Origin of the sequence: Janthinobacterium sp. OK676 (assembly GCF_900103595.1) — a bacterium.
Lineage (GTDB): Bacteria > Pseudomonadota > Gammaproteobacteria > Burkholderiales > Burkholderiaceae_D > Janthinobacterium.
Genome location: NZ_FNHA01000006.1, coordinates 22,346 through 48,286, shown reverse-complemented (window position 1 = coordinate 48,286; position 25,941 = coordinate 22,346). Strand labels below are relative to the sequence as shown.

23 protein-coding genes are annotated in these 25,941 nt (G+C 64.3%); 10 read left to right on the top strand and 13 right to left on the bottom strand.

All coding sequences use genetic code 11. From position 1 onward, the window contains the following. Positions 1-2: 2 nt before the first annotated feature. The 4 genes from BLU39_RS13455 to BLU39_RS13440 all read right to left on the bottom strand — a co-directional run bounded on the left by BLU39_RS13455 (position 3) and on the right by BLU39_RS13440 (position 3,295). Positions 3-458, bottom strand: a complete 456-nt coding sequence (locus BLU39_RS13455; RefSeq protein ID WP_092713749.1) for an RbsD/FucU family protein — start codon at positions 456-458, stop codon at positions 3-5. Beyond that, positions 451-1,248 carry an ATP-binding cassette domain-containing protein gene (locus tag BLU39_RS13450; protein ID WP_092713747.1) on the bottom strand — a complete coding sequence of 266 codons (798 nt, stop codon included), beginning with the start codon at positions 1,246-1,248 and terminating at the stop codon, positions 451-453. Before BLU39_RS13450 ends, BLU39_RS13455 begins: the two co-directional genes overlap by 8 nt. Then, positions 1,248-2,207 (bottom strand): ABC transporter permease, encoded by a 960-nt coding sequence (locus BLU39_RS13445; protein WP_092713745.1) that lies wholly within the window; start codon positions 2,205-2,207, stop codon positions 1,248-1,250. Before BLU39_RS13445 ends, BLU39_RS13450 begins: the two co-directional genes overlap by 1 nt. A gap of 95 nt (positions 2,208-2,302) precedes the next feature. Beyond that, complete coding sequence (locus BLU39_RS13440) at positions 2,303-3,295, bottom strand: sugar ABC transporter substrate-binding protein (protein ID WP_092713742.1); 993 nt, start codon at positions 3,293-3,295, stop codon at positions 2,303-2,305. A gap of 302 nt (positions 3,296-3,597) precedes the next feature. On the opposite strand from BLU39_RS13440, the gene BLU39_RS13435 reads away from it, so the two are divergent. The 9 genes from BLU39_RS13435 (at position 3,598) to BLU39_RS13395 (ending at position 15,244) form a co-directional block, all read left to right on the top strand. Further along, positions 3,598-4,860: an ABC transporter substrate-binding protein gene (locus BLU39_RS13435; RefSeq protein WP_232731383.1), complete on the top strand. Its 1,263-nt coding sequence runs from the start codon at positions 3,598-3,600 to the stop codon at positions 4,858-4,860. Between the two features lie 110 nt (positions 4,861-4,970). Continuing rightward, complete coding sequence (locus BLU39_RS13430) at positions 4,971-5,861, top strand: carbohydrate ABC transporter permease (protein WP_092713738.1); 891 nt, start codon at positions 4,971-4,973, stop codon at positions 5,859-5,861. Between the two features lie 152 nt (positions 5,862-6,013). Then, positions 6,014-6,814 (top strand): carbohydrate ABC transporter permease, encoded by an 801-nt coding sequence (locus tag BLU39_RS13425; protein WP_232731382.1) that lies wholly within the window; start codon positions 6,014-6,016, stop codon positions 6,812-6,814. Between the two features lie 11 nt (positions 6,815-6,825). Continuing rightward, a complete protein-coding gene (locus BLU39_RS13420) occupies positions 6,826-7,866 on the top strand; it encodes an NAD(P)-dependent alcohol dehydrogenase (RefSeq protein WP_092713734.1) in 1,041 nt (346 codons plus the stop codon). Positions 7,867-7,868: 2 nt separating this feature from the next. Further along, entirely contained in the window at positions 7,869-8,993 is a 1,125-nt protein-coding gene (locus tag BLU39_RS13415) for an ABC transporter ATP-binding protein (protein ID WP_092713732.1), read from the top strand. Between the two features lie 35 nt (positions 8,994-9,028). Then, positions 9,029-9,919, top strand: coding sequence for an AraC family transcriptional regulator (locus tag BLU39_RS13410; protein ID WP_092713730.1), 891 nt, complete (start codon positions 9,029-9,031; stop codon positions 9,917-9,919). Positions 9,920-9,936: 17 nt separating this feature from the next. After that, complete coding sequence (xylB, locus tag BLU39_RS13405) at positions 9,937-11,412, top strand: xylulokinase (RefSeq protein ID WP_092713728.1); 1,476 nt, start codon at positions 9,937-9,939, stop codon at positions 11,410-11,412. 226 nt (positions 11,413-11,638) lie between these two features. Next, complete coding sequence (locus tag BLU39_RS13400; protein WP_092713726.1) at positions 11,639-13,267, top strand: methyl-accepting chemotaxis protein; 1,629 nt, start codon at positions 11,639-11,641, stop codon at positions 13,265-13,267. 168 nt (positions 13,268-13,435) lie between these two features. Next, on the top strand, positions 13,436-15,244 hold the full coding sequence (locus BLU39_RS13395; protein ID WP_092713724.1) for a putative bifunctional diguanylate cyclase/phosphodiesterase: 1,809 nt from the start codon (positions 13,436-13,438) through the stop codon (positions 15,242-15,244). Here the strand turns inward: BLU39_RS13395 and BLU39_RS13390 are convergent. Genes BLU39_RS13390 through BLU39_RS13375 form a run of 4 tightly spaced genes read right to left on the bottom strand, consistent with a single transcriptional unit; the run spans position 15,231 to position 18,314 of the window. Beyond that, positions 15,231-15,611, bottom strand: coding sequence for a DUF3325 domain-containing protein (locus BLU39_RS13390; protein WP_092713722.1), 381 nt, complete (start codon positions 15,609-15,611; stop codon positions 15,231-15,233). The two genes, BLU39_RS13395 and BLU39_RS13390, sit on opposite strands and share 14 nt — an antisense overlap. Continuing rightward, positions 15,611-17,233, bottom strand: a complete 1,623-nt coding sequence (locus BLU39_RS13385) for a PepSY-associated TM helix domain-containing protein (RefSeq protein WP_092713720.1) — start codon at positions 17,231-17,233, stop codon at positions 15,611-15,613. The genes BLU39_RS13390 and BLU39_RS13385 overlap by 1 nt, the downstream gene beginning before the upstream one ends. Then, positions 17,230-17,565, bottom strand: a complete 336-nt coding sequence (locus BLU39_RS13380) for a DUF3649 domain-containing protein (protein WP_092713718.1) — start codon at positions 17,563-17,565, stop codon at positions 17,230-17,232. The genes BLU39_RS13385 and BLU39_RS13380 overlap by 4 nt, the downstream gene beginning before the upstream one ends. Positions 17,566-17,567: 2 nt before the next feature. Beyond that, on the bottom strand, positions 17,568-18,314 hold the full coding sequence (locus tag BLU39_RS13375) for a DUF4198 domain-containing protein (protein ID WP_092713716.1): 747 nt from the start codon (positions 18,312-18,314) through the stop codon (positions 17,568-17,570). Between the two features lie 391 nt (positions 18,315-18,705). On the opposite strand from BLU39_RS13375, the gene BLU39_RS13370 reads away from it, so the two are divergent. Continuing rightward, complete coding sequence (locus BLU39_RS13370; RefSeq protein ID WP_092713714.1) at positions 18,706-20,337, top strand: alpha-D-glucose phosphate-specific phosphoglucomutase; 1,632 nt, start codon at positions 18,706-18,708, stop codon at positions 20,335-20,337. Between the two features lie 113 nt (positions 20,338-20,450). Here the strand turns inward: BLU39_RS13370 and BLU39_RS13365 are convergent, their stop codons facing one another. From BLU39_RS13365 to groES, 5 genes are all read right to left on the bottom strand, one after another. Continuing rightward, positions 20,451-21,989, bottom strand: a complete 1,539-nt coding sequence (locus BLU39_RS13365; protein WP_175539291.1) for a POT-type proton-dependent oligopeptide transporter — start codon at positions 21,987-21,989, stop codon at positions 20,451-20,453. 117 nt (positions 21,990-22,106) lie between these two features. Then, positions 22,107-22,664, bottom strand: coding sequence for a GNAT family N-acetyltransferase (locus BLU39_RS13360; protein WP_092713709.1), 558 nt, complete (start codon positions 22,662-22,664; stop codon positions 22,107-22,109). Between the two features lie 85 nt (positions 22,665-22,749). Next, complete coding sequence (locus tag BLU39_RS13355; protein WP_254788966.1) at positions 22,750-23,226, bottom strand: hypothetical protein; 477 nt, start codon at positions 23,224-23,226, stop codon at positions 22,750-22,752. A gap of 220 nt (positions 23,227-23,446) precedes the next feature. Continuing rightward, positions 23,447-25,096, bottom strand: a complete 1,650-nt coding sequence (gene groL, locus BLU39_RS13350; RefSeq protein ID WP_010400981.1) for a chaperonin GroEL — start codon at positions 25,094-25,096, stop codon at positions 23,447-23,449. A gap of 50 nt (positions 25,097-25,146) precedes the next feature. Next, positions 25,147-25,437 carry a co-chaperone GroES gene (groES, locus tag BLU39_RS13345; protein WP_010400979.1) on the bottom strand — a complete coding sequence of 97 codons (291 nt, stop codon included), beginning with the start codon at positions 25,435-25,437 and terminating at the stop codon, positions 25,147-25,149. Positions 25,438-25,941 lie beyond the last annotated feature (504 nt).

Here is a 25,941-nt window from a genome sequence, read left to right as displayed (position 1 = left end):
CCTCAGCCCGCCAGCGGATCGCTGATCACACCCTTCTTGAACAGGAAATTGGCGTACGGTTGCATTTCGCCGGTCTGCACGATGGCGTAGGCGCCCTTGACGCGTTCGTAGAAGGCGAAGCGCTCGACCGCCTCGCATTGCTCGGGCGTGGCGGCGCCGCTGGCGACGATCTGCTCGAGCATGGTGCGCTGCAGCGCCGACAGATAGCCGTCGGCGGTGTGGCATACCTTCATGAAGGCGACCGGCTGGTCCACCATGGCGTCGAGCGGAAACACCGACAGCAGCGCCGCGCTGGCGCGCTGCAGGCCGATGCCGGGCAGGCGCACCAGCGGCTTGCCCTGGCCCAGGGTCTGGCTGGTGAAGTTGGCGTCGACCAGCACGACTTCCTCGCCATGGCCCATTTCGCACAGGATCTTCAGCAATTCCGGGCTGAGCAGCGGATCGATTCCCTTAAGCATGGGCTTCCTCCGGAAATTCTTCGGCGCTCTTCGCGCCCGTCATCACTGCCACGGTGTCGGACATGCTGATGTGCTTCGGGTCGAGGACGGCGACGCGCTTGCCCAGGCGTTGCACGTGGATGCGGTCGGCGATTTCGAACACGTGCGGCATGTTGTGGCTGATCAAAATCACCGGCAGGCCGCGCTCGCGCACATTGCGTATCAATTCCAGTACCATATTTCCCTCCTTTACGCCGAGTGCGGCGGTTGGTTCATCAAGTATCACGACATGTTTGGCAAACGCCGTGCTGCGCGCCACGGCCACGCCCTGGCGCTGCCCGCCAGACAGGGTGCCGACGGCTTGCTTCATCGAACGGATGCCGATTTTCAGATCGCGCATATGGGCTTCCGCCTCGGCCAGCATGCTCTTCTTGTCGATCAGGCGCAAAAACCGCGACAGCATGCCCTTGCGCAGCAGTTCGCGGCCGAGGAACAGGTTCTCGGCGATCGTCATGGCCGGCGCCACGGCCAGATCCTGGTACACCGTTTCGATGCCGTAGCGGCGGGCGTCGATCGGCGACTTGAGGTGGAGTGGCTTGCCGTCGAGCAGCATCTCGCCTTCGTCCGGGACGAGGGCGCCCGACAGGGCCTTGATCAGCGAGGATTTGCCGGCGCCGTTGTCGCCGATTACGGCGAGTATTTCGCCCGGCAACAAATCAAAATCGGTGCCGTCGAGCGCGGTCACGCTGCCGTAGCGCTTGACCAGGCCGCGGGCCTGGAATACGGCTTGCACATGCGTTGTCATGTTCATCAACCTTTCTTGTGTGTCAGTTGATCGGTGGCCACGGCCAGGATGACCAGGATGCCCGTCACCAGGATCTGGTACACCGAGGACACGCCCATCAAGGTCAGGCCGTTGCGGAACACGCCGACGATCAGCACGCCGACCAGGGTGCCCATGATCGAGCCGCGCCCGCCGAACAGGCTGGTGCCGCCGAGCACGACGGCGGTGATGCTGTCGAGGTTGTCGGTCTGGCCGCCCTGCGGGTCGCCCACGCCCATGCGCGCCACGGACATCAGCGCGGCGATGCCGTAGCACATCCCGGCGATCATGTAGACGCCCAACAAGACTTTATTCGTGGCGATACCGGTCAGGCGGGCCGCTTCCGGATTGTTGCCGACGGCATACAGGTGGCGGCCGGGCGCGGTCTCGCGCAGGTACAGCCAGGTCAGCACGTACATGCCCAGCATCAGCACGGTGCCGTAGGTAAAGGTGGCCTGGCCAAGCTGGAAGGTGTTGCCGAAAAATCCCATCGCTTCCGGCAGGCCGGTGACGGTCTGGGCCTGCGAGTACAGCTGCGTGACGGCGAAGGCAATGTTCATCGTGCCCAGCGTGACGATAAACGCCGGCAGCTTGATCGAAGTGACCAGTGCGCCGTTGATGAAGCCGATCAGCACGGTGACGGCGACGCCGCACCCGATCGCGAGATAGGGGTTCATGCCGAGGTCGACGGCGAATTTGGTCATGATGACCGAGCCCAGCGCCATGGCCATGCCGCAGGACAGGTCGATGCCGGCGGTCAGGATGATCAGGGTCTGGCCGATGGCGATGATGCCGACGACCATGACTTGCTGCAAGATCAGGGAAAAATTCTGGCTGCTGAGGAAGCGGTCGCTTTGCGACGCAAAGAACACGCAGGCGGCGAGCAGGGCAATGACCGGGCCCAGTTTCGAGAGCGGCGGCATAAATGTCGGAACGGTGGAACGCATCTGTTATCCATATTCAAGAGGGGAAAAGGCGACGCGCAGGCGGCCGCATGCCGGCAAGGCAGGCAGCCTTGCCGAACGCGGCCGACTGCGTGGATTTATTTACCCCAGCAGGAGTTCAGGCCGAACGCCGTGTCGCGGCTCTCGACGCCCGCTTGCTGCTTGTCGCTGATCAGGGTGACGCCGGTGTCGACGTAGCCGCTGGCCTTCTTCCCGTTCTTGGCGTATTCGACGCCGGCTTCGACGCCCAGGCCTGCCATGTTCAGCGGATACTGCTGCGCCGTCGCCGCGATGACGCCGGCCTTGACGTCGCGCACGCCGGCGCAGCCGCCGTCGACCGAAACGATCATCACGTTCTTTTCCTTGCCCAGGGCCTTGAGCGCCTTGTAGGCGCCGGCGGCGGCCGGTTCGTTGATGGTGTACACGAGATTGATGTCGGGATTTTTCTGCAGGCAGTTTTCCATCGCCGTCTGGCCCTTGCCCTGGTCGCCGAAGCTGTCCGCCATGCACACCACGTCGGCGGTTTTCGCCGGCCCGACCGTCTTGGCGCTGATGCCCGGCGCGCCGTAGCCGGCCAGGAAACCGTTGTGGCGGGCTATCCCCACCGGATGGCCGGGGAACAAGTCCAGCATGGCGATCTTGACGGGCTTGCCGGCGAAGGCGGCCTTGGCGTATTGGCCGATCAGCAAGCCGGCCTTGTAGTTGTCGGTGGCGAACAGCGCATCGGTGGCGTCCTGCGGCTCGGTCGGGCTGTCGAGGGCGATCACCAGCACGCCGGCCGCGCGCGCCTTCTTGATGGCCGGCACGATGGCTTTCGAATCGCTCGGCGTGATCATGATCGCCTTGGCGCCGGCGGCCACCATGTTCTCGATCGCCGTGACCTGGCCGGCGTTGTCGCCGTCGGCGCGCCCGGCCGCCGTCAACAGCTTGGCGCCCTTCAGCTTTGCGCGTTGCTGCGCGCCTTCTTTCATCTTCACGAAGAAGGGGTTGGTATCGGTCTTGGTGATCAGGCCGACGATTGCTTCCTCGGCCATGGCGGCGCCGCCGGCTGCCGTCAGGATAGCCAGTGCGATGCATTGTTTGACGTTCATTGTGTTGTCTCCAGAATCTATTTATTTTTTACCGGGAGGCGATTGCCTCGGCCTGGGGGCGGCCGTCAATGCGGTGCCCGAGCCAAATATACGCTCGGGTAATTAATAAATCAAGCGGCTTTATATATTGTGTGTGGTAAAAAAGATCAGCCCATCGCGGCCGGCATGGAGGCCGTTTTGCTGAAAAATAGTATTTGAAAACTCGCCGCTTTTGCAGTGGTGGCGGATGGGCTTTGTTTTTATAGTTGGCATACCGGTGGAAAACCGCCGGACTATAAAAATGGAGACGTGTTATGAAAATCATGACTGCTGTTGCATGGGGCACCCTCATGTCCGCCGGGTTTGCAGACGCCTCGGCGCAAAGCTGCTCGGTGCCCGTGATCAAGGTGCTGGCGCAAAAAAGCCTGGGCCTGACGGTGATGGAAAAGACCCTCGCCGAGTACGAAAAGAAAAGCGGCACCAAGGTACAAATCAGCTATTTCGGCGAAAACGACCGCCGCTCCAAGGCCAGGCTCGACGCTTCCACCAAGGCCGGCTCCTACCAGGTCTATTACATCGACGAAGCCAACGTGGCCGAATTCGCCACGGCCGGCTGGGTCGTCCCCCTGCTCAAATACCTGCCCAAGGACGCCGACTACGAGGACTTCCTGCCGGGCCGCCGCGCCGTCGCCTCGTACAAGGGCGTGGCGTATTTCGCGCCCCTGATCGGCGGCAGCGATTTCCTGTTCTACCGCCGCGACCTGCTGGAAAAGGCCGGCATCGCCGTGCCGAAAACACTCGATGAACTGGTCGCCGCCGTGAAGAAAATGAACAGCCCGCCGAACGTGTATGGCTGGGCGGCGCGGGGCCAGCGCGGCTCGGGCATGAATGTGTGGCGCTGGGCGCCGTTCATGCTGGCCGCCGGCGGCAAGTGGGAAAACAATGGCGTGCCGGTCTTCAATTCGCCGCAGGCCGTGAAAGCCACCACCCTGTACCGCGAACTGTTCAAGTATTCGCCGCCCGGTGGCGCCACCTACGACTGGAGCAATGCGCTCGAAGCGTTCAGGTCGGGCAAGGTGGCTTTCATGATCGAGTCGACGCCGTTTGCCGACTGGATGGAAGACCCGAAAAAATCCTCGGTGGTCGACAAGGTCGGCTACGTGCGTCCGCCATCGCCGCTGGCGTCGGCCGCGTATGGCCACGGCCTGGCCATCTCCGCCACCGGCGCGAAAGATGAATGCACGCGCCAGGCGGCGGGCAAGTTCATCGCCTTCGCCACGGGCAAGGAGCAGGAGCAGGCGCGCCTGAAGGACAACGTCTTCAGCGACTACAACCGCAGCAGCACCATCAACAGCGACTACTTCCGCAAGCACGTCAAGCCGCAGATCCAGGCGGGCCTGACGGACACCACGCCCGTCTCGCGCGTCACCATCTGGCCCAGCCCCGAGTGGCCGGACATCGGCGACAACCTGGGTGTCGTTTTGGAGGAAGTGTTTACGGGCACGCGTGGCGACGTGCAAAGCGCGTTGGATGAGGCGAATGAGTATGCGACCGAGGTGATGCAGCGGGCCAGTAAACGCAAATAAGGCGGTAGTACGGTTCCAAGCCCCAACGGCGAAACGCTGGGGTCGGACCCTCAGGGGCCGACCCCGGTCCTAGCCTTTTGGGTGAAAAAATGAAGCTCGAAAGCCATCCTATGCCACACTCCATCCGCAAGAAACGCCACACCTGGCTGCCGGCCGTCTTCCTGACCCTGCCGCTGCTGGTCCTGCTGGTACTGGGCCTGGTGCCCAGCATCGCTGCCATCAACCTGGCCCTGCAAAACCGCGTGCTGCGCTACAGCGACAGCGATTACGTCGGCTTTGCCAATTTTCTCCGCCTGTTCGGCGACCGCCGCTTCCTCAATGCCGTGCAAGTGTCGGCCATCTGGGAAGTGGTGACCGTGGCCGGCTCGCTGATCGTCGGCGTGCTGCTGGCCGTGTTCCTGTTCGAGAAAGTCAAGGGCCGCACGCGTGACATCATCGCGCTGCTCTTGATCGTGCCCGTGCTGCTGCCGCGCGTGTCGGCCGCCTTCATCTGGAAGTTCATGTATTCGCCGCTGATGGGCATTTTGAACTGGCTGCTCGAATGCGTGGGCCTGGGCGGCACGGCCCTGCTGGCCGATCCCGCCACGGCCCTGTACGCGGTGGCGCTGGTCGACATCTGGCAATGGGGCCTGTTCTTCGGCGCCGTCATCCTGAAGCTGCTGGAAACCCTGCCCGGCGAACCGCTGGAAGCGGCGCGCCTCGATTACGCCAGCACGCTCCAGGTGTATGCCTACATCGCGCTGCCCATGCTGAAGGTGCCCATCATGAGCCTCGTGTTCATCAAGATGGTCGAGTCGCTGCGCTCGTTCGACCTGATCTACGTGATGACCAAGGGCGGCCCCGGCATCTCCACGGAAACCCTGGACATGTACGCGTATGCGCAGGGCATCGGCCTGATGGGCAAGGTGTCGTACGCGTCCAGCATGGCCGTGCTGATGATGCTGGCCACGACTGTCATCTTCACTTTACTCTGGAAGCGGGTCGCCAAATGGGAAAACTGACTAAGAACACCCTAACCAAACCTACTGCGCAGCGCGATTTGCGGCCTCCGATGCTCACTGTGCATGCGCACAGTTCCGCTTCTCAGCCACAACTCACATCTGCTCGCAACGGTTTTGTCAGGTGTCTTAGGGTGCTGCGCACCCCGGGCGGCATTGGTGCCATCACCACCACCGCCATTACCACCGTCATCGTGTTGGTGGCGCTGTTCCCCATCCTGTGGGCCGTGCTCAATTCCTTCAAGGAGCTGATGGACATCGTCACGCCCGTGCCGCGCTTTTTCTTCAGCCCGACACTGGCCAATTACAAGCAGGTGCTGGCCAGCCCCGAAGTGCTGACGGGACTGGGCAACAGCGTGGCCATCGTCGGCGTGGCCGTGCTGCTGGGGGCCGTGCTGGGCGTGCCGGCCGCGTATGCGATCGCCCGCTATCCGATCCCGGCCAAGAAGGATATCCAGTTCTTCCTGTTGTCGCTGCGCTTTTTGCCGCCCGTCGCCGTCGCCATTCCCTTGATCTCGATCTGGATCGACCTGGGCCTGTACGACTCGCGTTTGTCGATGGTGGTGACGTATCTGCTGGTGACCCTGTCGACCATCATCTGGCTGTCGATTCCCGCGTTTGCCCGCATCCCGAAAGAGATCGAGGAAGCGGCCGCGCTCGACGGCTACGGCCCCTACCAGGTGTTCTGGCACGTGGCCCTGCCGGTGGCGTCGAAGACCCTGATGGGCGGCATCGTCTTCAGCTTCGTGCTGGTCTGGAATGAACTGATGATCGCGCTGGCGCTCACCTCGTCGAAGAGCATGACCCTGCCCGTGGTGGCGTCGGCCTTTACCTCGATGGGCCAGGAAGTGCCGTGGGGCGTGGTGAACGCTTCGACCGTGCTGCTGGCGCTGCCGCCGCTGCTGTTCGTCGGCATCCTGGGACGGCTGCTCAACTCCATGCTCAAACATAAATAAGGAATTCCATCATGCAAGCACTCGTACTGGAACAAGCGCATTCCATCACCCTGCGCGACATCGACCTGCCGCTGGCCGTCGGCCCGCGCGACGTGAAAATCAGGATACACACCGTGGGCATCTGCGGCAGCGACGTGCACTATTTCAAGCACGGCAAGATCGGCCCCTTCGCCGTCGAAGCGCCGATGGTGCTCGGCCACGAAGCGTCCGGCGTGGTGGCCGAAGTGGGCGCGGAAGTCACGCACCTGAAGGTAGGGGACCGGGTCTGCATGGAGCCGGGCGTGCCGCAGTTCGATTCGCCGGCCACCATGCGCGGCCTGTACAACCTCGATCCCGCCGTGCGCTTCTGGGCCACGCCGCCCATCCACGGCTGCCTCACGCCGTACGTCGTGCATCCGGCCGCCTTTACCTTCAAGCTGCCCGACAACGTCAGCTTCGGCGAAGGCGCCATCGTCGAACCGCTGGCCATCGGCCTGCAGGCGGCGAAAAAGGCGGCCATCAAGCCGGGCGACGTGGCCGTCGTGATCGGTGCCGGCACCATCGGCGCCATGAATGCGCTGGCCGCGCTGGCGGGCGGCTGCTCGCGCGTGATCCTGGCCGACCTGGTGCCGGAAAAGCTGGCCCTGTTCGCCGACAATCCCGCCGTGACCACGGTCGACGTGCGCCAGGCCAGCCTGTTTGATACGGTGCGCGAACTGACGGACGGCTGGGGCGCCGACATCGTCTTTGAAGCCAGCGGCAGCATGCGTGCCTACGACAACATCGTCGACCTGCTGTGCCCGAACGGCTGCCTGGTGCTGGTCGGCATGCCGCCCGAAAATGTCCCCTTCGATATCGTCGCCATCCAGGCCAGGGAAGTGCGCATCGAATCCGTCTTCCGCTACGCGAACATCTTCCCGCGCGCCATCGCCTTGCTGGCTTCGGGCAAGATCGACGTGAAGCCCTTCATTTCGCGCACCTTCGGTTTTGCCGACGGCGTGCAGGCGTTCGAGGAAGCGGCCCAGGGCCATCCGCGCGACGTCAAGATCCAGATCGAACTGGCAGGAGACTAACCATGGCAAACATCGCTTGCAGGCAGTTGCACAAGACTTATGACGAGAAGACGGCCGTGCTGCAGCCGTTCGACCTGGAGATAGCTGACGGCGAATTCATCGTCCTGCTGGGGCCATCGGGCTGCGGCAAGTCGACCTTGCTGCGCATGATCGCGGGCCTGGAAGACATCAGCGGCGGCGAGCTGCACATCGGCGGCGCCATCGTCAACGACTTGCCGCCCCGCGCGCGCAACGTGGCGATGGTGTTCCAGAACTATGCGCTGTATCCGCACATGACGGTGTACGACAATATCGCCTTCGGCTTGCGCCGCCTGAAGGTGCCGCACGACGAGATCGAGCGCCGCGTGCGCGAGGTGGCGGCCATCCTCAGCCTGGACAGCCTGCTGGAGCGCAAGCCGCGCGCCATGTCGGGCGGCCAGCAGCAGCGCACGGCCATTGCGCGCGCCATGATCAAGACGCCGCAGGTGTTCCTGTTCGACGAACCGCTGTCGAACCTGGACGCCAAGCTGCGCGCGCAGCTGCGCGCCGACATCAAGCGCCTGCACCGCCGCCTGCGCACCACCACCCTGTACGTCACGCACGACCAGCTCGAAGCCATGACGCTGGCCGACCGGGTGGTGCTGATGAAGGGCGGGCACATCGAGCAGATCGGCACGCCGGCGCAGCTGTACAACCATCCGCGCACCCTGTTTGCGGCAGGGTTCATCGGCACGCCTGCCATGAACTTCATCGATGGCGTCGTCGAAAAAGACGGCGGGCAAACGGTGCTCGTCTGCGCCGGCTATCGCTGGTCCTTGATTTCCCCCCGCTTCGCCGCGCTGGCGGCAGGCAGCCGCGTGGTGTTCGGTTTGCGGCCGAATCACTTGCGCGCGGCGCTGCCGCAGGAGCAGGCAGGCACGCATGGCCTGGCGTGCGCGATCGACTTGGTCGAGTTGCTGGGCGCCGAAGCGCTGATCAGCTTCCAGTGCGGCGCCCTGAGCCTGTCCGCGCTGCTGCCGGCGAACGTGGCCAGCAGCACGGCGCAGGTGGGCCAGACCCTGGCGCTGGCCTTCGATGAAGAGCACATGCATCTGTTCGACGCCGACAGCGGGCTCGCTTTGGCGCTCAGTGCTCAGCTAAGTGGTTAGAATAGCTGGCAACGAGACCGCGCAAGGAAACTGCCGTGACGCCTGACCTGGAACTGATACACAAACCGATCCACGAATCGTTTCGCGCGTGGGCGCACGGCTTTCCGCACACGGTGGCGAAATGGCATTTCCATCCCGAGTACGAACTGCACTTCATCATCACGTCAAACGGCAAATTTTTCATCGGCGACCATATCGGCAGCTACGGGGCGGGCAATCTGATCCTGACGGGGCCGAACCTGCCGCACAACTGGGTCAGCGAACTGCCGGAAGGCGTGGTCCTGCCCGAGCGCGACCTGGTGCTGCAGTTTTCCGGCGACTTCATCGAACGCTGCGCGCTGCTGTTTCCGGAAATGGCGCCCCTGAAAGCCCTGCTGGGCGAGGCGGCCAGGGGCTTGCAATTTCCCGACGCGCTGGGCCTGCGCCTGGTGCCGCTGATGAAGGAATTGACGACGGCGCAGGGCTTGCGCCGGGTCGAACTGTTTACGCGCCTGTTCGGCGAACTGTGCGACTGCCGCGAACGGCGAGCGCTGGCCAGCGTGGCTTACCTGGCGCAGGCGGGCCGCTACATGTCGTCGACCATCAACCTGGTGCTGGCCTATATCAAGCAGAACATCACGCTCGACTTTTGCGAGCAGGACGTGGCCGACGTGGCGGAAATGAACACTTTGAAATTCACGCGTTTCTTCCGCAAGCATACGGGCACTTCGTTCATCCAGTACGTGAACCAGGAGCGCATCGCGCTCGCTTGCGAGCTGCTGATGAACACGGACATGAAGGTCACCGACATCTGCTACCGCACGGGCTTCAACAACCTTTCCAATTTCAACCGCCAGTTTTTGGCCCACAAGCAGATGTCGCCGTCGAAGTTCCGCTCCTGCCTGCTGATGAACATGCCCGAGCCGTCCGTCGACGGCCATTCTTAACTTTCTTCTGGAATCAAATGACATATCTCGGTATCGATATCGGCACCTCCGAAGTCAAGGCCATCCTCACCGATGATGCGCAGACCATCCTCGCCAGCGCCGGCGTGACCTTGCGCGTCTCCAGCCCCCATCCGGGATGGTCGGAACAGAATCCCGAAGACTGGTGGCACGCCACCCTGGACGTCATCGCCGCCATCCGCGCCGCGCAGCCGGTGGCGTTTTCCGGCTTGCGCGGCATCGCCCTGTCGGGCCAGATGCATGGCGCCACCTTGCTCGACAAGCAGCAGCACGTGCTGCGCGCGGCCATGTTATGGAACGACACGCGCGCGTTTGCCGAATGCGTGGAGCTCGAGGCGCTGGTGCCCGAGTCGCGCGCCATCACGGGCAACCAGGCCATGCCCGGCTTCACGGCGCCCAAGCTGCTGTGGCTGCAGAAGTACGAGCCATCGCTGTTCCGCGCCACGGCCAAGGTCTTGCTGCCCAAGGATTACGTGGCGCTGCGCCTGACGGGCGAGTACGTGTCCGACATGTCCGATGCCTCCGGCACCCTGTGGCTGGACGTGGCCAGACGCGACTGGTCCGAACGCATGCTGGCGGCGACAAGTTTGACGCGTGAGCACATGCCGCGCCTGGTCGAAGGCAACGCCGCCGCGGCGCAGGTGCGGCCGTCCCTGTGCCAGGAGTGGGGCATTGCGCACCCAGTGCTGCTGGCCGGCGGCGCGGGCGACAATGCGGCGGCGGCTGTCGGCCTGGGCGTGGCGGAGCCGGGCGCCGGCCTGCTGTCGCTGGGCACGTCCGGCGTGCTGTTCGCGGGCAGTGATGGCTTTGCGCCCAATCCTGGCCAGGGCGTGCACGCGTTCTGCCACTGCCTGCCCGAGCGCTGGCACCAGATGAGCGTGATCCTCAGCGCCGCGTCCAGCCTCAGCTGGGTGGCGCGATTGACGCAGTCGTCCGACATCGGCGAATTGGTGAAGCTGGCGGAACACGTCGAGGCGGGCGCCGCACCGGTCTTTTTGCCCTACCTGAGCGGCGAGCGCACGCCGCACAACGACGCTTGCGCGCGCGGCGTATTCTTCGGCCTGTCGACGGAACACGGACGGGCGGACCTGGCCTACAGCGTGATGGAAGGCGTGGCCTTTGCCATGGCCGACGGCAATGCGGCCCTGCGCAGCGCCGGCACGCAGCTGGAAGAAGCGTCGTTCGTGGGCGGCGGTTCGCGCAGCCGCTTCTGGGCCCAGCTGTGCGCGAATGCCTCGGGCTTGAACGTGCTGCGCCACGACCACGGCGCGGCTGGCGGCACCATGGGCGCGGCGCGCCTGGCGCAGATGGCCGTGACGGGCTTGCCGCCCGCGCAGGTGTGCACGCGGCCACCCGTGCAGGAGACCATCGCGCCGCAGGCGTCCGCCGTGCTGGACGAACGGCTGGCGCGCTACCGGCGTTTGTATCCGCTGCTGCGCGAGGAGTTCGCGGGAGCGGCCGCCGTGTCGCGCTGAAGCGACCGGCAAGATTGCCGGCCTGACCATGCTGCGAACACGTCACCATGGTCAGGCAGTCAACCTTCCCTTGTAATTTGTTGTTTCTATGTTGAAAGTGTTTCTGTAGCGAAAGCGCCGCTTGGTTTTTCACCGGGGGCGCTGCATGATTCGGCCATCGGGTGAGAATTGGATAGTTTTCGGCAGCCTTTTGTTGCCATCCTGTTCTTGCCGCTGGGAGAAACACATGCAACTCGCGAATCTGAAAATCTCCGTCCGCCTCGGTCTGTTGGGCGCCTTCTTCTTTCTTGCGCTGGTCTTCGTCGGTGCGCGCGGCTGGAGCGCGCTCGACGCGGCCAGCGCGCGCAGCGCGGACGCCATGCAGCGCTCCGTCGCCCTGACGGAAGCCGTCGATGCGGCGCGCAGCGCGCAGGTGGAATTCAAGATCCAGGTGCAGGAGTGGAAAAACATCCTGCTGCGCGGCGGTGATGCGGCCGCCTTCCAGCGTTACCGCGAAGCGTTCGTCGCCAGCGGCGCGCAGACGCGCAAGGAATTGAAAGGCCTGCAATCGATGATGGCGGCGCTGGGGCTCGACACGGCGTCCGTGGAGCAGGCGCTGCAGGCGCACGACGCGCTGGGCGTGAGCTACCTGGCGGCCCTGCAAAAATTCGATGGCGCGCGTGCCGACAGCGCCCACGTGGTCGATGCGCTGGTCAAGGGCATGGACCGCGAACCGACGCGCCAGATCGACGCCATCGTGGCCGCCATCGGCAAGCAGTCGCACAGCCTGATGGCGCAAATGAAGGAACAGGACGCGGCCGCGCACCGCAGCGCCAGCATCGCCATGCTGGCCACCGTACTGGTGACTCTGGTCGTCGGCAGCGTCACCGTGTGGTGGCTGATCCGCAGCATCACGGTACCGCTGGGTGCGGCCGTCGGCATTGCCCAGCAGGTGGCGGCCGGCGACTTGCGCGCCGTGGTGGCCGATGGCAGCCGCGATGAAATCGGCGACTTGCTGCGCGCACTGAAAGCCATGAGCGGCAACCTGGCCGCCATCGTGGGACGGGTGCGTACCGGCACGGACGCCATCGCCACGGCCTCGGCGGAAATCGCCAGCGGCAATATGGACCTGTCCTCGCGCACGGAAGAACAAGCCAGTTCGCTGGAAGAAACGGCTGCCTCGATGATCGAGCTGACGTCCACCGTGCGGCAGAATAACGACAACGCGGACCAGGCGCGCCAGCTGGCCGGCGGCGCGTCCGACGTGGCGCAGCGCGGCGGCGCAGCCGTGGCGCAAGTGGTGCAGACCATGAGCCATATCAATGCTTCATCGAAGCGCATCGTCGACATCATCGCCGTCATCGACGGCATCGCCTTCCAGACGAATATCCTGGCCCTGAATGCGGCCGTGGAAGCGGCGCGCGCGGGTGAACAGGGACGCGGCTTCGCCGTCGTGGCCACCGAGGTGCGCAGCCTGGCGCACCGCTCGGCCGCGGCGGCCATGGAAATCAAGCAGCTGATCGGCGAATCCGTGCGCACGGTGGAAGAGGGCAGCGTGCTGGCCGGCCAGGCGGGGCGCACGATGGATGACGTGGTGAGCAGCGTGCAGCGCGTGAACGCCATCATCGGCGAGATCGCCGTGGCCAGCGTGGAGCAGCGCGACGGCATCGAGCAGATCAGCATCGCCATCAGCCAGATGGATGGCGTGACGCAGCAGAACGCGGCCCTGGTGGAGCAGGCCGCCGCCGCCGCGGACGCGCTGCAGCAGCAGGCGGCCAGCCTGGCCGACGCCGTCAGCATCTTCAAGCTGCACGGCACGCCCGGCATGGCCGTACCGGCGGGCGCCGCCCCGGCCAGGAAGCTGTCGCTGGCCTGAAGCACACGCGCCACGCGCCGCTTGATGCCAGTCAAGCGGCGCCCCATCAGGCAAATATCGCGCCGAAATTCTTATATTATTTCCTTTCAGCATGTATCTGCGCCCGGCCGCACGGCGCGCGTTGCAAAGGAAAAGCATGTCTTCCATCTCTTGCCTGCCGGGTGACGCATGACGGCGCTGCTGCTGGCGCTGTGCCTGGCCCTGGCCATGGTGCTCGCCGTGCTGCTGGCCTGCCAGTGGCGGGCGGCGCGCATGTGGCGCATGCGCCATGCGACGGGCGCGGTGCTGCAGGCGGCGCAGGCGCGGCGCATGGCCGATGCGCTGGCGCTGCTGCATGCCTTGCCGGCGGCCGTCATCGGCACCGACCATGACGGCGTGGTGCAGTACCTGAATCCCCGCGCCAGCGCCATGGGCGGGCTGCTGGGCGACGATGGCCCGGGCCAGCCCGTGACGCAACTGCTGCCGCTGTTCCATGACGGCTCGCCCATCGATGCGGCGCGCCAGGTGCGCGACTGCGTGGCGCGGCAGGAAGTGCTGGAAGTGGCGCGCGGCGCCGTGCTGCTGCGCCATCTCGACGGCAAGCGCATCGACGTGCAGTACAGCTGCGCGCCGCTGGTGCAGGGCGGCGCGGTGCTGCTGCTGCATGACGTGTCGGCGCGCCGGCGCGCCGAGCAGCAGCTGGAATTCATCGCCCACCACGACGGCTTGACGGGCTTGCCGAACCGTTTGCATTTCCAGATCCGCTTCGAGCACGGCATCGCCTACGCGCGCCGCCACCAGGGGCTGCTGGCCGTGCTGTTCGTCGACATCGACCGCTTCAAATCCATCAACGACAGCCTGGGACACGACGTGGGCGACCAGGTGCTGACGGAGTTCGCGCGCCGGGTGCAGCAGTGCGTGCGCAAGGTCGACACGGTGGCGCGCCAGGGCGGCGACGAATTCATCATCCTGCTGACGGAACTGCGCGCGGCGCACGATGCCGAGCGGGTGGCCGAGAAAATCGTCCGCGCCATCGCCGCGCCTTTCGTCATCGGCGAATACAGCCTGTCGGTGGCGGCCAGCGTGGGCGTGGCCCTGTACCCGGATGACGACGACGACGTCAATGCGCTGATCGAAAAGGCCGACCTGGCCATGTATGCGGCCAAGCGCCACGCGCCCGGTACCTGCCAGCGCTACGCCCCGCGCATGCAGACGCAGTCGTATTCGCGCACCATCCTCGAGACGGCCCTGCGCCACGCGCTCGAACGCAATGAATTCGTGCTGTACTACCAGCCGCGCATGGACTTGAAGACGCGCAGGATCACGGGCGTGAAGGCGCTGCTGCGCTGGAAGCATCCGGAACTGGGCCTGATGATGCCGCTCGACTTTTTGCCGGTGCTCGAGGAAAGCGCCTTGATCCTGCCGGTCGGTGCCTGGGTGCTGGCCACGGCCGTGGAGCAGGCGCGCAGCTGGATCGCGCAGGGGCAGATGCTGACGGTGTCCGTCAGCCTGTCGGCGCGCCAGTTCTACCAGCGCGATATCGCGCGCAATTTCGCCGCCGCGCTGGAGGCGGCCGGCGTGCCTGGCCATTGCATCGAACTGGAAATCGCCGCCGGCATCCTGATCGACAGCAGCCAGAACTGCGAACTGATACTGCGCCAGTTCCGCCAGCTGGGCATGGCGATCGCCATCAGCGATTTCGGCACGGGCGACGCTTCGCTCACTTACCTGAAACGCTTTCCCACGGATGCCGTGAAGATCGAAAAATGCTTCGTCGACGACTTGGGCAAGCCGGGCGGCGATAGCGCCGTGGTGCGCGCCATCGTGGCCATGGCGCGCACGCTCGGCCTGCGCACCATCGCCGGCGGCGTGGAAAGCGGCGAGCAGCTGGAACTGCTGGCCGAGATGGGCTGCGACGAAGCGTTCGGCTATTTTCTTGGCCGCGCCGTGGCGCCCGAGGACATCGAGGCGCGGCTCAAGTCGACTAGCCCGGCGTGACGGACAGCGCCGCGAGTATCACGGCGGCCAGCACGGCCGCGCTGCCGGCGATACGCGCCAGGCGCATGGCTTGGTGGGGCGCGTACGGCAGCAGCCAGATCAGTAGCAAGCCGCAGCCCGTCAGGCTGCCGACCCAGTAGACGAGGCCATAGCCGCCGCCCGCGATGTGCATGGCCCAGGCCAGGGCCGCCGCCAGCGCCAGCCAGCCGGCCCACTGCAGGCGGCGGCGCAGCGGCGCGGGCGGTTCGGCGCCGCGTCCGTGCAGGTCGGCGTAGTGGCGGTCCATCGCCAGGCACAGCGAGGACAGGCCCGCATAGCACAGCGCTAAAACGAGAAAATTCGCGAGGAAGTTCGACAGCGGCTCCATCACGCGGCCTCCATCGTCTGCGCCGGTTTTACCGGCGCGACCTTGACCGCCTTCACGGGCAGCGGCTTCAACTTGAACGCCGCATACGCGAGGCCCAGGCCCAGCACCAGCACCACCAGGTCGAAGGCGGCCACCGCCACGGGGCCGCGGCCCAGGAACAGGGTCACGCCCAGATGCGAATCGGTGGTAAAGACGTTCAGCACGGGCAGCGACGCCAGCAGGAAGGCGCCGGCGGCCAGCTGCATGCGCCACATGGCGCGCGACGGGCGCAGCTGGGCGATGATGGCGGCCAGTGCCCAGGCGCCGAAGAAGCAGGCGATTTCCTCTTGCGGCCGCTCTTCCATCGCCACAGGCAGCAGGCGGTTGGCCCAGAAGTAGGCGCCGAAGGCGATCGGGATGCCGGCGATGGCGCCGATGTTGAGTGCCTCGACCAGGCGCAGGCCGAAGCTGGCGCGCTTGCCGGCGGCCAGCGCCTTGGCCTGCTTCTGGCGCGTCTTGACGGCCCACAGCAGGGCGCCCGTGGCGACCATGGCGCAGCCGGCCAGGCCGGACAGGAAGAACAGAGCGCGCAGCAGCGGGCCGCCGAAATGCGCGACGTGCAGTCCGACCATCACGCCTTGCGTGGCGGCGGCGCCAGGCTGCGCCTCGCCGTCGGTCGACAGCAGCTTGCCGGACACGCCATCGAATTCCATCGACGGCTGCTTCGACGACATGTCGCGTCCGCCCGCGCGCGTCAACGTCACGGTGGCGTTGGCGTCGCCCGGATGGCTGATGGAGATGCGTTCGACCTTGCCGCCGCCCCAGTGCTGTTCCGCCTGGCGCACGAGGGGGGCCAATGCCGTCAGCGGTGCGGCCACGCCGGCCGGCTTGCTGTCGCCCGAGCGGCCCGGGAAGGCTTCGGCGAAGAAGGCGTCCTGGTCGCCCTTGTAGGCGGCCGTGGCGCCCGATGGCATGTACAGGAACATCAGGGTGACGAGGCCCGTGTAGGTGATCATGATGTGGTAGGGCAGGGCCAGCACGGCCGTCACGTTGTGCGCGTCCAGCCACGAGCGCTGGCCCTTTTTCGGCCGGAAGGTAAACAGGTCCTTGAAGATGCGCTTGTGCGTGACGATGCCGCTGATGATGGAGACGAACATGAACATGGCGCAGAAACCCACGATCCAGCGGGCCCAGATGGCCGGCATGTAGTGCAGGTCGAAGTGCAGGCGGTAGAGGAATTCGCCGCCCCGCGTTTCGCGCGGCTTGGACAGCACCTCGCCCGTGGCCGGGTCGGCTTTTTCGCTATGAAAATTGCCGCGCCGTCCGCGTTTCTTTTCGCCCGGTTGCGATGGCTTGCTCCAGCCCAGCTGCGTGGCGGCGCTGCGTTCGCCGGGCAGGCTGATGAACCAGCGCGTGGCGCCCGTGGCCCGCTCTTCCATCGCCTGCTGCGCGACCTTGGCCGCTTCCTCGCTGCTCACTTCGCTGGCGGCGGCGCCATGCAGTTCGGGCTGCATCCACAAGGTGATTTCATTGCGGTAGTAGCTGGCCGTGCCGGCGCAAAACACCAGCAATAGAATCCAGCAGACGAGCAGGCCGGACCAGGTGTGCAGCCATGCCATCGACTGGCGGAAACCTTCTTTCATGCGAGACTCCAGGATAGTGCGTCCATCCACTGCAGGATGGCGGCGATGACGGCGGCGGGAATCGCGAGGCCCAGCCAGGCGCGCAGGGCGCTGCGCGTGGCGAAGGCCCACAGTACGGCGCAGGTGTAGATGGCAAACGACAGCAGGGTGGCTGTCATGACGGCTTCGGAACGGGCCATGGGCAGGCTCACCGACAGCAGCATGGTGACCAGCGCGGCCAGCACGTAGCCGCCGACGATGGCCGCCACGCTGCGCGAGGCCACGCCGAGCCGGTACACGGCGCCGGCGGACAGCCGCAGGCGCGGCATTTTAGTGATGGCTGGCGCTTGCATGGTCAGTCGTGATCCTTGCTGGGCGGCAGGGCCGGACCGGCCGGCAGCGGCGTCACGCCTTGCGGCTGCACCAGGCTCAGGGTGGTCACGAACATGGCCTTGTCATGGGCTTGCGCGCCGCGCTGGCCGGCCGTCTTGTCCGTGTGCTGCACTTCCAGCACATAGGTGCCCTTCCATGGCAGCGGGAAGCTGACCAGGCCTTGCGCATCGCTCCACGCCTCCTTGCTCCAGCCCGACTGCACCACGGCGTTGACCTTGGCCTGCGCCAGCGGCTTGCCCTGGTAGCTGACCTGGAACTGGCCCGGTTTGCCGGTCGGCACCAGGTCCAGGGTCAGCGCGGGTGTCTGCGCCTTGCCGTCGGCGATCAGGCGCGCGGCGGGAATCCACACGGTGCGCGTGGCCTTGCCATCCTTTTTCTCTTCCCACGACGGGTAGTTGTCTTCCTCGACGATGATGCTTTCGCCGGCCGCCACCTTGCCGTTCAGGACAAAGGCGCCGGCCGTCTTGCTGGCCTGCAGGGACTTGTTGCCGGCCGCCGAAATCCACGTCACGTTCCCGATGCTGAACTTGTCGAGCAGGCCGGGCGACGCTTCGCGCAGGTTGTCGCCGAACTCGCCGAAGTAGACGCTGGCCGCCTTGCCGTCCTGCTGCAGCCAGATCTGGTGTGCGCTGGCCGTGCCGGAAACGAGGGCCGCCCCCAGCAGGGCGGTGGCGAGGGCGCCGAGGCGCGCGATGGAAGTGAGGTGCATGGTGTATCCCTTCGTTCGTGATGAGAAACATGGTTATCGCAGCGGTGCGAAGTATCGGGACGTCGCGGCGGCAGTGCCGGCCAGCGAACGTGCTCGCGCCATGAAACTTCTACTTTCGTTATTGATATGGGAAGGCTTGCTTGGCGGACATGCCTGGCTGGCGCAGCGTGTCATTCAACTGCGCACTGGCGTAGCGGCTGCGTGCACACTCTGTCGAGAGTCTAAATGTGAATGAGAACTATTCTTATTATAATGTGGGGTTGTGAGACATGCAAGAGTGAGGTGCCGCATGGTGCCGCCAGCTTAAGCGTATTACCGCACCATCGCTGACGTACAACGCTTTGCCGCTTGCCCCACTTGCGTTAACATGGGAAGTTAATATGGAGGCAACATGGCTATTCAAATCATCAACACGGCGCCGATTGCCGGCCAGCGGCCCGGCACGTCGGGCCTGCGCAAGAAGGTGGCTGTGTTCAGCGCACCGCAATACCTGGAAAACTTCGTGCAGAGCGTTTTCGACACGCTCGGCGACTGCCGTGGCCAGACCCTGGTGCTGGGTGGCGACGGACGCTACTACAACCGCGCGGCTATCCAGACGGTGCTGCGCATGGCGGCCGCGCACGGCTATGCGCGCGTGCTGCTGGGGCAGGGCGGCATCCTGTCGACGCCGGCCGTCAGCTGCGTGATCCGCAAGCATGGCGCCAGCGGCGGCATCATCCTGTCGGCCAGCCATAACCCGGGCGGCCCGGATGGCGATTTCGGCATCAAGTACAACATCGCCAATGGCGGCCCGGCGCCCGAAAAGGTCACGGAAGCCATGTTTGCGCGCACGCAAGCCATCACCGAGTACCGCATCAGCGACGCTGCCGATATCGACCTCGACACCCTGGGCACCGTGCGCATCGAGCAGATGACCGTCGAAGTGATCGATTCCGTCGCGGACTACGCGGAACTGATGCAGCAGCTGTTCGATTTCGATGCCATCCGCGCCCTGTTCGCGGGCGGCTTGCGCCTCTGCTACGACGGCATGCACGCCGTGTCCGGGCCGTATGCGACGGCCATCCTGGAAGGCATGCTGGGCGCACCCAAGGGCAGCGTCATCAACGGCGTGCCCCTGGAAGACTTCGGCGGCGGCCATCCGGACCCGAACCCCGTCAACGCGCAGGAATTGATTACGCGCATGGCCAGCGACGATGCCCCGGACTTCGGCGCCGCGTCAGATGGCGACGGCGACCGCAACATGATCGTCGGGCGCCGTTTCGACGTCACGCCCTCGGACAGCCTGGCCATCCTGGCCGCCAACGCCACCGTGGCGCCCGGCTACCGCGACGGTTTGAAAGGCATCGCCCGCTCCATGCCCACGTCGGGCGCGGCCGACCGGGTCGCTAGCGCGCTGGGCATCCCCTGCCACGAGACGCCGACGGGCTGGAAATTCTTCGGCACCCTGCTCGACGCCGGCCTGGCCACCCTGTGCGGCGAAGAGAGTTATGGCACGGGCTCGAACCACGTGCGCGAAAAGGATGGCCTGTGGGCCGTGCTGTTCTGGCTCAACCTGCTGGCAGCGAAAAAACAATCGGTGGAAGACATCGTGCGCGCGCACTGGGCCACGTATGGCCGCAACTACTATTCGCGCCACGACTACGAAGACATCGACAGCGCTTGCGCGGCGCAGCTGATGGAGGCCGTGCGCGGCCAGCTGGCCGCCTTGCCGGGCCAGGTAGTCCATGGCTACACGGTGGCGCTGGCCGACGATTTCAGCTACACGGACCCCGTCGACGGTTCCGTCGCCACGCAGCAGGGCATCCGCATCATCATGACGGACGGCGCGCGCATCGTGCTGCGCCTGTCCGGCACGGGCACCGAAGGCGCCACCCTGCGCCTGTACCTGGAGCGCTACGAAGCCGATCCGGCCCGCCACGATATTCCCACCCAGGAAGCGCTGGCAGGGCTGATCGCCGTGGCGCAGCAGCTCGCGCAGATCCGCCAGCGCACGGGGCGCGATGGGCCGACGGTGACGACGTAAAAAAGAAGGACGCGTGGGTCGGATTAGCGTGGCATCGCCATGCGTAATCCGACGATATTGTCAGCGGCGTTGTCGGATTACGCCCTTCGGGCTAATCCGACCTACTTGCATGATTACGCTTTGCCCGGCACCACCGTCTTGCGGTAGTTGTCGACCATCTTGTAGCGCTTCGCATACAGGCCGAAGGCCAGCATGGCCACGGCGGCGAAGGCGGCGAAGAAGAACATCTGGAAGGCCGTCACGCTGATGCCGCTTTCGGCGATCTTGCCGATCACGCCTTCGTTCATGACGCTGCGGTTGACGATCAGCACCCACAGGTTGCCCACCGTCGTCGACAGATTCCAGAAGCTCATGATGGCGCCCTTCATCGAGACGGGCGCCTGGCTGTACGCAAACTCCAGGCCCGTCGCCGAGACCAGCACTTCGCCGAACGTCAGCAGGGCGTACGGCAGGATCTGCCACATGATGGAGACGGCGCTGCCGCTGTCGAGGGCCAGCTGCAGCAAGCCGATGACGATCCACGCCAGCGAGGAAAAGCCGATACCGGCCGTCATGCGGCGCAGGGCCGTCGCTTCCCAGCCGAAGCGGTTGAGCATCGGGTACAGCACCAGGTTGTTGAACGGGATCAGCAGCATCACCAGCATCGGGTTCAGCGCCTGCATCTGCGCCGGCAGGAACCAGCTTGGTTTTTCCATGGTGTTCGCTTGCACGATCCACGTCGAGGCCTTCTGGTCGAACAGCGAGAAGAAGGGCGTGACGAGGGCGAAGATGACGAGGATGCGCAGCACGGCGCGCACGCCTTCGACGGCTTCGTCAGGGTGGATGCCGCGCGCGCGTTCCAGCTGCATGGCCGTGCCGATGCTGCCGAAGGCCAGCAGCAGGACCAGCGCGGTACAGGCCGAGATCACGAAGCCCCATTCTGGGATGCTGTAGAACGCATACAGGGCGCCGATCACGCCGACGTAGGCGACGTACAGGCCGGGACGCGAACCGCCATCGACGCGGGCCAGCAGGGCCGTGCGGGCCACGCGGGTGAACGAATCGGGATTCGGCGGCGCCGGCGGCACGTGCACGTATTTCTTGGCGCCCATCCAGAAGACGACGGTGGCGGCCAGCATCATCAGGCCGGGGATGCCGAAGGCGATCGATGGACCAAAGTCGCGCAGGAACATCGGCATCAGCAAGGACGCGAAGAAGGAGCCGAAGTTGATGATCCAGTAGAACAGGTCGAAGACCAGCTTGGCCTTGTGCTTGTTGGTCTGGTCGAACTGGTCGCCGACAAACGAGGCCACGAGCGGCTTGATGCCGCCGGAACCGAAGGCGATCAGGAACAGGCCGAAATAGAAGCCGTTGACGCTGTTTTCAAACAGGGCCAGGCAGGCATGGCCGGCGCAATACACGAGGCTGAGCCAGAAGATGGTGTTGTACTTGCCGAAGAAGCGGTCGGCCAGCCAGCCGCCCAGCAGCGGGAAGAAATACACGCCGATGACGAAGGTGTGGAACACGTGCTTGGCTTCGCCCGTGCGCTGGTCGATCGGGATCATCAGCAGCAAGGTGCTGATGAGGAATGGCGTCAGGATGTTGCGCATGCCGTAAAAGCTGAAGCGTTCGCAGCCTTCGTTGGCGATGATGTACGGTATTTGCCGGGGCATTTTGCCCGTGGCGGTTTGTGTCTCGGCCGATGACATTGGCTCTCCCCAAGTTTTTTTTGTAAGCCGCGATGCTAAGGCCTGCCGCGTTTGCTTGCAACAGAAAAAACGGCCTGTCCGCTATTTCGCAGGGATTTGTAAGGTATTGATTTTCATAAAGACATTACTTTCGGCACTTGCACGGGCAGGGCGGGGCAGCAGCAGTTGCATTTGCAGCATGCCATCCGATGCGGGACTGTCCGCCAGGCTAAAACCGCAGCCCAGGTAGAGGTTCAGCGCCGCGTGATTGTCCTGGGCCACGGCCAGCCGCACGCGGCCCAGCTCGGGCACGCTGCAGGCGTGCGCGATGGCCGCCTGCACCAGTTGCCGTCCCGCGCCGAGTCCACGCGCCTGCGGTGCCACGTACACGCCCCACAGGCTGGCCTTGTCATGCACGACGGCGATCGGTTCGCGGCGCAGGCCGGCAATGGCGATCAATTGTTCCTGGTCGAAAGCGCCAAATATTATTTGGTGGGAAGTGGCGCGCAGGCGCTCGGCTAGCCGTGCCAGCGGCAAGCCGCTTTCCGCCGCGTGCGTGGTGCAGAAGGCGGCGGGCAATTCGGCGATGCCGGCCAGGCGCAGCGCGCGGTAGGCGCTGGCGTCGTCTGGCGCGAGGGGGCGGACAGTGATGGCGGGCATGTGGCCGAGTATCGCGCTTCGATGTCGGAAAGTAAAGCTTGCGCTGCAACGCAAGCGTCCCGCGGCAAGGGGGCCGGCGCAGGAATTACTGCGTGGCGATGCGCTGCATGGGCGCGTTGTCCTTGCGCCATTGTTCCAGGCTGATCAGCTCACCGCTGACGACGTCGTCGACGAGGATGCGCTTGCCATCCTGGGAGACGACGAAACTCTCCCAGCGGTGCGCCGCGTCCGGCGTGTTTTCCACAAAGTTCAGGTCATAGTAGGGCTGGCCATCGATGAGGCGTGCTTCCGGCGACGTTTCCATCACGGCGCCGTGGGCGCGGCCGCCCGAGGCCTTTTCGATATGCGCCGACCAGGCCTTGATTTCCGGTAAGGCCATCAAGGCATCGACGGCGCGCGCGTTCTTCTCCGGCGCCGCCGTGCCGGCGCTGGCGCCAGGGACATGCTCATCGCGCGGCGCCGATTGCTCGTGCACGTAGAAAGCGCCGAGCCCGGCGGCCAGCAAGCCGGCCAGGATGCCGGCGATGATGGTGGTTCTGGAAGTGGAGGCGCGTGGCGGCATGGTGGCGGGTGTGCGAAAGAGGAAAGATGGCGGCCATGCTAAAGCAAAACAGTCAGGCGGGCAATCATTGGAATTGCTAGGGAAAGACGAAAAAAAGCCACCTTCCGTGGAAGGTGGCTTTCGGGGCCGCCGGGCAGGTACTGGCAGCTTTTGGTCTGCCAGCCTTGTCCCGGCGTATGCGGCCGGTCGCGCCGTCGCCTGCGCGACTGGCCGCCGGACATTACATCATGCCGTCCATGCCGCCCATGCCGCCCATGCCACCCATGCCGCCGCCCATGCCGCCGCCTGCTTTGTCGTCAGCGATTTCGCAGACCATGCAGTCGGTCGTCAGCATCAGCGAAGCGATCGAAGCGGCGTTTTGCAGCGCCGAACGGGTCACTTTGGCTGGGTCCAGAACGCCCATTTCCACCATGTCGCCATACGTGCCGTTGGCAGCGTTGTAGCCGTAGTTGCCCGTGCCAGCCAGTACGGCTGCCACGACGACCGAAGCTTCTTCGCCAGCGTTTTGCACGATCATGCGCAGTGGCTCTTCCATTGCGCGCAGGACGATCTTGATACCGGCGTCTTGATCAGGATTGTCGCCCTTGACCGTGATGTTGGCGCGTGCGCGCAGCAGGGCTACGCCGCCGCCTGGCACGATGCCTTCTTCCACGGCAGCGCGGGTAGCGTGCAGTGCATCTTCAACGCGGGCTTTTTTCTCTTTCATTTCGACTTCGGTGGCTGCGCCAACCTTGATCACGGCAACGCCGCCAGCCAGTTTGGCGACGCGCTCTTGCAGTTTTTCACGGTCGTAGTCCGAGGTCGCTTCTTCGATCTGTACACGCACTTGTTTTACGCGTGCTTCGATCGAGGCAGCTTCGCCGGCGCCATCGATGACGATGGTGTTTTCCTTGCCCACTTCGATGCGTTTCGCTTGGCCCAGTTCGGCCAGGGTCACTTTTTCCAGGGTCAGGCCGACTTCTTCAGCGATCACTTGGCCGCCGGTCAGGACAGCGATGTCTTCCAGCATGGCTTTGCGGCGGTCGCCGAAGCCAGGTGCTTTCACTGCGCAGGTTTTCAGGATGCCGCGGATGTTGTTCACAACCAGGGTGGCCAGCGCTTCGCCTTCGATGTCTTCCGCGATGATCAGCAGTGGACGGCCAGCTTTTGCGACTTGTTCCAGTACCGGCAGCAGGTCACGGATGTTCGAGATTTTCTTGTCGCACAGCAGGACGAATGGGCTGTCCAGTACGGCAACTTGTTTCTCCGGGTTGTTGATGAAGTATGGCGACAGGTAGCCGCGGTCGAACTGCATGCCTTCAACGATGTCCAGCTCGTCGTTCAGCGACTTGCCGTCTTCTACGGTGATGACGCCTTCCTTGCCGACTTTTTCCATCGCTTCAGCGATACGCTCGCCGATCGAGTAGTCCGAGTTCGCCGAGATCGCGCCAACCTGGGCGATTTCCTTGGTCGTGGTGCAAGGACGGGCGATTTTCGCCAGTTCTTCGACGGTCGCAGCAACAGCCTTGTCGATACCGCGCTTCAGGTCCATCGGGTTCATGCCGGCGGCAACGAACTTCATGCCTTCGCGCACGATGGCTTGTGCCAGCACGGTTGCGGTGGTGGTGCCGTCGCCGGCGTTGTCGCTGGTGCGGGAAGCAACTTCCTTGACCATTTGCGCGCCCATGTTCATGAGCTTGTCTTTGAGTTCAACTTCTTTCGCTACCGACACACCATCCTTGGTGACGGTAGGGGCGCCGAACGAGCGCTCCAGGACCACGTTGCGGCCTTTCGGGCCCAAGGTGACTTTGACTGCGTTGGCGAGGATATTGACGCCTTCGACCATCTTGGCGCGCGCTGCGTCGCCGAATACTACTTCTTTAGCTGCCATGTTCAATTCTCCAGAAATTTCGGAATGAGTTATCTAAAACGTGGAAACAATTACTTGACGACGATCGCCATGATGTCTTCTTCGCGCATGACCAGCAGCTCATCGCCGTCAACTTTGACGGTTTGGCCGGCGTACTTGCCGAACAGGACGCGGTCGCCCACTTTGACATCCAGAGGACGGACTTTGCCGTCGTCGAGAATCTTGCCATTGCCTACGGCAAGGACTTCGCCTTGATCCGGTTTTTCAGCAGCTGCATCAGGAATGATGAGGCCGGACGCAGTCTTGGTTTCCTGGTCGAGGCGTTTGACGATGACGCGATCGTTCAATGGGCGCAGATTCATACAAAACTCCTTAAAGTTCAATGGATAAGTGTTGCTGAATGAATACATGCCTGGCACAGCGCCAGGCGTGCTTTCAGTGACCGCCGTTGAAAGCAGCCCGCAACGGTCAAGCAAACCCCATGGCATCGTTGCGTGCCGGCTTGAGCAGTGGTGCATCGCGGCGTCGCCCACCGCGTAGCGTTCCCTGCTGTTGTCCGGCATGCACCATCATGTCCTGAGGATTGCTACGAAAGAGTTTGTTAGCACTCTCTACTAACGAGTGCTAATTATAGGGACGGTAGGGGGCTTATTCAAGGGGAACATATTGATACTTGTTCCACGCAGCCTGCATTTACACAGGGTTTGCGCAAACGCAAGCCTCGTTCCCGGGCGTCAGCAACAGGCGCGACTCTAGCATGCCCGTCGGGCGGACGGCGTTCCTGTACGCACAGGAAACAGAGTTTTGCTATGGATTTTGATAAGATGATTAGAATTGCATATCAATATCGCCATTCTCACCTGAAA

Coding starts and splice junctions, on each gene's coding strand:
- BLU39_RS13455 (WP_092713749.1), bottom strand. CDS start 458: ATGCTTAAGGGAATCGATCCGCTGCTCAGCCCGGAATTGCTGAAGATC.
- BLU39_RS13450 (WP_092713747.1), bottom strand. CDS start 1,248: ATGAACATGACAACGCATGTGCAAGCCGTATTCCAGGCCCGCGGCCTG.
- BLU39_RS13445 (WP_092713745.1), bottom strand. CDS start 2,207: ATGCGTTCCACCGTTCCGACATTTATGCCGCCGCTCTCGAAACTGGGC.
- BLU39_RS13440 (WP_092713742.1), bottom strand. CDS start 3,295: ATGAACGTCAAACAATGCATCGCACTGGCTATCCTGACGGCAGCCGGC.
- BLU39_RS13435 (WP_232731383.1), top strand. CDS start 3,598: ATGACTGCTGTTGCATGGGGCACCCTCATGTCCGCCGGGTTTGCAGAC.
- BLU39_RS13430 (WP_092713738.1), top strand. CDS start 4,971: ATGCCACACTCCATCCGCAAGAAACGCCACACCTGGCTGCCGGCCGTC.
- BLU39_RS13420 (WP_092713734.1), top strand. CDS start 6,826: ATGCAAGCACTCGTACTGGAACAAGCGCATTCCATCACCCTGCGCGAC.
- BLU39_RS13415 (WP_092713732.1), top strand. CDS start 7,869: ATGGCAAACATCGCTTGCAGGCAGTTGCACAAGACTTATGACGAGAAG.
- xylB (WP_092713728.1), top strand. CDS start 9,937: ATGACATATCTCGGTATCGATATCGGCACCTCCGAAGTCAAGGCCATC.
- BLU39_RS13400 (WP_092713726.1), top strand. CDS start 11,639: ATGCAACTCGCGAATCTGAAAATCTCCGTCCGCCTCGGTCTGTTGGGC.
- BLU39_RS13395 (WP_092713724.1), top strand. CDS start 13,436: ATGACGGCGCTGCTGCTGGCGCTGTGCCTGGCCCTGGCCATGGTGCTC.
- BLU39_RS13390 (WP_092713722.1), bottom strand. CDS start 15,611: ATGGAGCCGCTGTCGAACTTCCTCGCGAATTTTCTCGTTTTAGCGCTG.
- BLU39_RS13385 (WP_092713720.1), bottom strand. CDS start 17,233: ATGAAAGAAGGTTTCCGCCAGTCGATGGCATGGCTGCACACCTGGTCC.
- BLU39_RS13380 (WP_092713718.1), bottom strand. CDS start 17,565: ATGCAAGCGCCAGCCATCACTAAAATGCCGCGCCTGCGGCTGTCCGCC.
- BLU39_RS13375 (WP_092713716.1), bottom strand. CDS start 18,314: ATGCACCTCACTTCCATCGCGCGCCTCGGCGCCCTCGCCACCGCCCTG.
- BLU39_RS13370 (WP_092713714.1), top strand. CDS start 18,706: ATGGCTATTCAAATCATCAACACGGCGCCGATTGCCGGCCAGCGGCCC.
- BLU39_RS13365 (WP_175539291.1), bottom strand. CDS start 21,989: ATGCCCCGGCAAATACCGTACATCATCGCCAACGAAGGCTGCGAACGC.
- BLU39_RS13360 (WP_092713709.1), bottom strand. CDS start 22,664: ATGCCCGCCATCACTGTCCGCCCCCTCGCGCCAGACGACGCCAGCGCC.
- BLU39_RS13355 (WP_254788966.1), bottom strand. CDS start 23,226: ATGCCGCCACGCGCCTCCACTTCCAGAACCACCATCATCGCCGGCATC.
- groL (WP_010400981.1), bottom strand. CDS start 25,096: ATGGCAGCTAAAGAAGTAGTATTCGGCGACGCAGCGCGCGCCAAGATG.
- groES (WP_010400979.1), bottom strand. CDS start 25,437: ATGAATCTGCGCCCATTGAACGATCGCGTCATCGTCAAACGCCTCGAC.